This is a genomic window from Rubrivivax benzoatilyticus JA2 = ATCC BAA-35 (assembly GCF_000190375.1).
GTDB classification, from domain to species: Bacteria; Pseudomonadota; Gammaproteobacteria; order Burkholderiales; family Burkholderiaceae_C; genus Rubrivivax; species Rubrivivax benzoatilyticus.
The window spans coordinates 1-5,273 of the sequence record NZ_AEWG01000135.1; the positions used below are offsets into that span (position 1 = coordinate 1).

At 74.7% G+C, this 5,273-nt stretch carries 5 protein-coding genes; all 5 read right to left on the reverse strand.

What is annotated here, in order from left to right; translation table 11 throughout:
- Window positions 1-728, reverse strand: a 728-nt coding sequence (locus RBXJA2T_RS14980; protein WP_009858250.1) for a hypothetical protein, incomplete at its 3' end; no start/stop codon positions are given.
- A gap of 92 nt (window positions 729-820) precedes the next feature.
- Window positions 821-1,933: a bifunctional diaminohydroxyphosphoribosylaminopyrimidine deaminase/5-amino-6-(5-phosphoribosylamino)uracil reductase RibD gene (gene ribD / locus RBXJA2T_RS14985; RefSeq protein WP_009858251.1), complete on the reverse strand. Its 1,113-nt coding sequence runs from the start codon at window positions 1,931-1,933 to the stop codon at window positions 821-823.
- Between the two features lie 43 nt (window positions 1,934-1,976).
- Entirely contained in the window at window positions 1,977-3,179 is a 1,203-nt protein-coding gene (locus tag RBXJA2T_RS14990; RefSeq protein ID WP_009858252.1) for a type IV pilus modification PilV family protein, read from the reverse strand.
- Window positions 3,176-4,558: a PilX N-terminal domain-containing pilus assembly protein gene (locus RBXJA2T_RS14995; protein WP_009858253.1), complete on the reverse strand. Its 1,383-nt coding sequence runs from the start codon at window positions 4,556-4,558 to the stop codon at window positions 3,176-3,178. Before RBXJA2T_RS14995 ends, RBXJA2T_RS14990 begins: the two co-directional genes overlap by 4 nt.
- Window positions 4,555-5,273, reverse strand: a 719-nt coding sequence (locus tag RBXJA2T_RS20435; RefSeq protein WP_009858254.1) for a PilW family protein, incomplete at its 5' end; no start/stop codon positions are given. The genes RBXJA2T_RS14995 and RBXJA2T_RS20435, both read right to left, overlap by 4 nt.

A 5,273-nucleotide genomic window follows, 5' to 3' on the forward strand; every position in this document is an offset into this window, starting at 1 on the left:
GGCTCGGGCACGTCGCCCGGCGGCTGCGCGGCGAGCCTGACAGTCAGCAGGTCGTCGAAGCCGAGGTAGTCGTTGCCTTCGCTCTGGCCCTGGGAGATGGTGAACACGACCTCGCGGAAGGCCAGCAAGGGGTCGGACTCGAGGAAGCCCCAGAACAGCAGGTTGCCGTTGGTGCTGTCGTTGCCGGCCTCGGAGTTGCCGCCCGGCAGCGGCACGCCGCCGCCGCCGTCGAACGAGAACACGACGACGCCGCCGATGCTCACCTGGAGCAGGCCGTTGAAGTCACCGAAGTCGGTGCCGTAGAAGCCGATGCCGCTGATCGCGTCGGCGAAGCTCAGCGTGAACGAGCGCGAGGTCTCGAAGAACTTCTCGCCGCCGGGCGTGGTGTTGAAGCGGCCGGCGCTGCTGCCGTCCTCGGGCAGCTTCTGCACCTGGCCGAAGCCCGGGCCGTCGGCCAGGCTCAGGCCGGCCGTGCCGCCGAACAGCGTCGCCGGCGTCGACAGCGTCGCGTAGGACTCGAAGCTCTCCCGCGCGAAGCTGCCGCCGGCGGCCGTGGCGGCGGTCTGGAAGCCGTTCAGCGCGCCGACGGCCTGGCCCAAGGGCGGCACCTGGCCTTCGGGGGTCTGGTCGACGCCGTAGTAGGTGGTCGGTGCCGCGAACGCCGCGCCGGCGAAGGCCAGCGAGCACGCGGCCAGTGCGGCACGCCCCCAACGATTCTTCGAGACCATCGGTCCTGCCCCTCCTCGGACCCCGTGGGCACGATCGCGCACGGCAGCTCGAAAAGATCATAGCGACGGCCCCCGGGCGGACATCCCCCCATTCACATGGCTGCACGACGCAGGCGCAGCCGCAGGTCCTCGCCGACAGGCGTGGCGTCGACGAAGCCGTAGCGGTGGCCTTGCGCCAGCGTCTCGAAAGGCCCGAGCGCGGCCATCGGCCGGCCCTCGCCGAGCAGCAGCGGCGCGGTGTAGACCAGCAGCTCGTCGACGAGCCCGGCGGCCAGCAGCGCGCCGTTCAGGCGTGCGCCGGCCTCGACGTGCAGCTCGTTGACGCCGAGCGCGGCCAGGTCGGCGAGCACCGCCGGCGCGTCGACGCGGCCGTCGGTGCCGGGGCGCGCATGCAGTTCGGCACCCGCCGCCGTCAGCGCGGCGGCAGCGGGGCTGGCGGGCGCGGCGTGGAACACCAGGCAGCGTCCCGGCGGGGCGAGAACACGCGCGCCGGCGGGCAGGCGCAGCCCCGAGTCCATCACGGCGCGCATCGGCTGCAGCACCGTCGGCACCCGGCGCACGTCGAGCCGGGGGTCGTCGTCGAGCACGGTGCCGATGCCGGTCAGCACGCAGCCGGCGCGCCGTCGCCAGGCGTGGCCGTCGGTGCGCGCCGCCTCGCCGGTGATCCACTGGCTGGCGCCGTTGGGCAGCGCGGTGCGGCCGTCCAGCGAGGCGGCGATCTTCATGCGCAGCCACGGCCGGCCGCGCTCGACGCGCGAGAAGAAGCCGATGTTGAGCTCGCGGGCCGCGGCGGCGATGTCCTCGTCGCCGAGCTCGACCTGCACGCCGGCGGCGCGCAGCCGGGTGATGCCGGCGCCGGCGACCTGCGGGAACGGGTCGCCGACGGCGACGACGACACGGGCGATGCCGGCCGCGACCAGCGCGTCGCAGCACGGCGGCGTGCGGCCGTGGTGGGCACAGGGCTCCAGCGTCACCCAGGCGGTGGCGCCGCGGGTGTCGTGGCCGGCGGCGGCCGCGTCGCGCAGCGCCATGACCTCGGCGTGGGCCTGGCCGGCGCGCTGCGTGGCGCCGCGCCCGAGCACGCGGCCGTCGTCATGGCCGATGACGCAGCCGACGCGCGGGTTGGGGTCGGTCAGGCCGATCGAGCCCTCGGCGAGGGCGAGGGCTTCGAGCAGACGGGTGCGGTCCAGCGGGGCGAGCGGCATCGGGCGGCGGGGCGCGTGCGCCCGGCGGGTCGGGACGCCGATGCTACGGCTGGTGCGGCCAGGTCGACGAGATCACCGGCGTCTGCGGATCGTCCGCCGGGCAGGTCCAGGGCCCGGCCGGCGTGCTGTCGGTGGCCGGGCCGGCGCTGATGACGAGGAAGTTCTGGTTCACCAGCGCGCCGCCGACGCTGCTGTAGGCGGCCGGGTGGTCGCTGTTGCGTGTCGGGTTCTGCGCCGGCGAGTAGCGGCAGACGCGCAGGTGGTTCGGCGCGGCGTCGGTGGCGTCGCTGGCCAGCTGGCGCAGGGCGGGTGCGACCGGCGGGTCGGCGAAGTGCAGGTCCGAGCGCCCCGACCAGACGCCGGCCGACACCTCCACCGGCACCGCGCAGTAGTAGACGACGAAGCGCGGGCGGGGGCCGGTGGGCTGCGGGTCGGCGCGGTGCACGCAGACGTCGTCGACACTCTGGCCGACGCGCCGCACGCGCACGAAGCCTTGCGCGGGCACCGAGGCGAGGTCGGCGTCGTCGAGCTCCGGCGGGTTCTCGGCGAGCGCCGCGCTCGGCGCCTGCCCGGTCGCGAAGCGCACGTAGCCGGTCAGCAGGAAGGCGTAGCTGGAGCTGCAGACCCCGGCCACCGAGCAGGTCCGGGTGATGACACCGGTCAGGTTGTCGAAGGTCCAGCTGACGCCGCCGCTGCCGACGGGCTGGAAGCTGCTGCTGCCGTCGCCGTTGTCCTGGGCCTGCGGCGGGATCGCCGGGTGGCGGCCGCCGGGCGTGGCCAGCGCCGTCTTCGCCGGCGACAGGATCAGCGAGCCGGCCAGCGCCGGCGGCGTGCCGGCGATCAGGGTCGCGAAATCGACCCACTGGTTGTCGCTCTCGGCGCGGCGGTCGCGCCAGGCGACCTGCAGCTCGACCATCTTGGCGCGGCCGGCGCCTGCCGCGGTCACCGTCTGGTGGAGCGTGAACTCGGTGTTCGCGATGCCGGTCGCGACGGGTTCGCCGTCGAGGTCTGCGATGCCTTCGTAGCTGAGGCCGCTGGCGCCGGCCAGCGAGGTGTAGCCGCGCAGCGTGTCCAGCTGTTCCTGGGCGATGCGCACGGCCTCGCTGCGCTGGCGCGAGACGTCGGCGTTGGCACGCAGCGTGGCCTGCAGCCCGACGACGCCGAGCAGGCCGATCGCCATCACGGCCAGCGCGACCATCGCCTCGACCAGCGAGACGCCGCGGGCCGCGTGCAGGCGCGCCGTCACGGGAAGTCCTTCCAGCTGCCGGGCACGCGCACGAAGCTGCCGCTCAGCGTCGCGAGGTGGCGCATCACCTCGGGGTCGTGACGCACCGCGCTGCCGGGGCTGGTCGCGATGTCGAGCTGGTTCTCGGCGACCAGCGCACCCTCGACACGCGCCAGGCCGCTGAGGCGCCAGTTGGCGGCGCGGCCGTAGACCAGGCCGTGCACGGTGCGCCCGCCGGCGTCGAAGTCGAGGTCTCCGGTGACGACGAGGGTCACCGGCATGGCGCTGCTGCCGATGTCGCCGCTGCCGTCGAGCAGCAGGTCGCCCTCGACCCAGATCGGGCGGCCCGGGTTCAGCGCGACCGTGGTGGCCAGCGTGCTGCCGTCGCAGGCCGACATCCCGCAGTCGAGCACGACGGCGGCCGGCTGGTCGCGGAAGGTCTCGGGCCGCATCATGAAAACCGACGCGAACATGCGCATGCCGGCGAGCGAGGGCTCGGGCAGGGCCAGGCCCGCGAGCGCGTCGTCGCCGGCCCGCAGCGCCGTGGCCGTGTCGGCGGGCGAGCCCGGCGCGGCTTCGACGCCGATGCCGGCAATCGTGCCGCCGGCGCGCGCGGCGAAGCCGAGGTCCTGGCCGCGGCGCCCGGCCACGAGGCTGCCGCCGCTGCTGCCGATGTCCTGCCGCGCGACGATCGTGTCGCGCGGCGCGACCACGGTGACGATCTTGGTGGCGCTGCGCTCCAGCGCCGGGACGCGCCCGGTCATGCCGGCCCAGGTGGAGATCGCGGCGAAGCCTTCGCCGCCCGGCGCGACGGCGCGCACGATCGGCAGCGTGCTCATGTTCGGCGCGAAGGCCAGGCACGCCTCGGCGAGCCGGGTGCAGGCGTTGGCGTAGATGCGCACCATGCCCGGCCGCGTGCTGGAGCCGACGAGCGCGACGCGGAACGCGGGGTGGGGGCCGTCGCCGGCCGGCGCGTCGGGCAGCTCGACGCCGGTGGCCGGGCAGCGGCAACGCCAGGCCGCGCCGTCGCGCACGCAGGTCGCGAACGCGGCGGCGCCGGTGGCGGCGTTCAGGCGGGGGGCGTAGAAGCCCTTGTCCGGGTCCACCACCAGGTAGCGCTCGCGGTAGCTCGTGTCGCTGGGCTCGGTGCTGGGTTCGCAGTCGCCGTCGATGCGGCCGCCGTTGAGCTTCAGCAGCGCCCACTCCAGCGCCGCCTCGGCGGTCTCCATCGCCTGCGTGGACCGGTACTGGTTGATGCCGGTGCGCTGCTCGAAGATCAGGTTGCGGCTGGTGTAGGCGGCCACCAGCGAGACGACGAAGAACAGCAGCAGCACGACGGCCAGCGCCGCCAGGCCCTGCTGGCCGGCGCGGCGGCGCGGGGGCGGGGCGGCGGGCCTCATGCCGGGCACATGCGCGTCGGCTCCGCCGGGTCGCGGAACTCGATGTCGTCGTTGCGCAGCTTGACCGTGGCCTGCAGCGCGCGGCGCACGCTCGGGTCGGCCACCGACTCGGCCTCGATCGTGACCTTCAGCAGCCGCACGCGCAGCACCGGCCAGCAGTCGGTCGAGCCGTCGGCGCAGAGCTTGGCGCAGGGCAGCGGCTCGGGCGTGCTGCCGTCGTCCAGCCATTCGACGTCGAAGCGTGTCACCTTGACCGAGCGGCCGTCGGTCAGCTCCTGCCAGTTCGCCGGCGTCGCCGACTGCAGGCAGGTGCTGCCGGAGACGGCGTCGGCGGCGTGGATCGCCGACCGCAGCACGCCGTTGTCGAGGCGGATGCCCAGCGCGCTGTTGTTGTCGCCGCTGCGGTAGTAGCGGTAGACCACCGAGCCCGAGCCGGGCGTCACGGTGGTGTAGCGGTTGCACTGCGGGTCGGGGTTCTCGGTGGACCAGACGGCGCTGCTCTGGGCCTCGTTCCAGATGCCGGCGCGGCGCAGGTCGCGCACGACGATGTCGGCGGTGGCGCGCAGGTCCTGCTGCAGCTGGGTCTCCAGCAGCAGCCGGCGGTTCTCGGTGAGCTGCCCGGACACCAGCAGCGCCGACGCGGCGACGACCAGCAGGCCGATCGTCACGCCGACCATCAGCTCGACGATCGACAGCCCGCGCTGGCCGCAGCGCG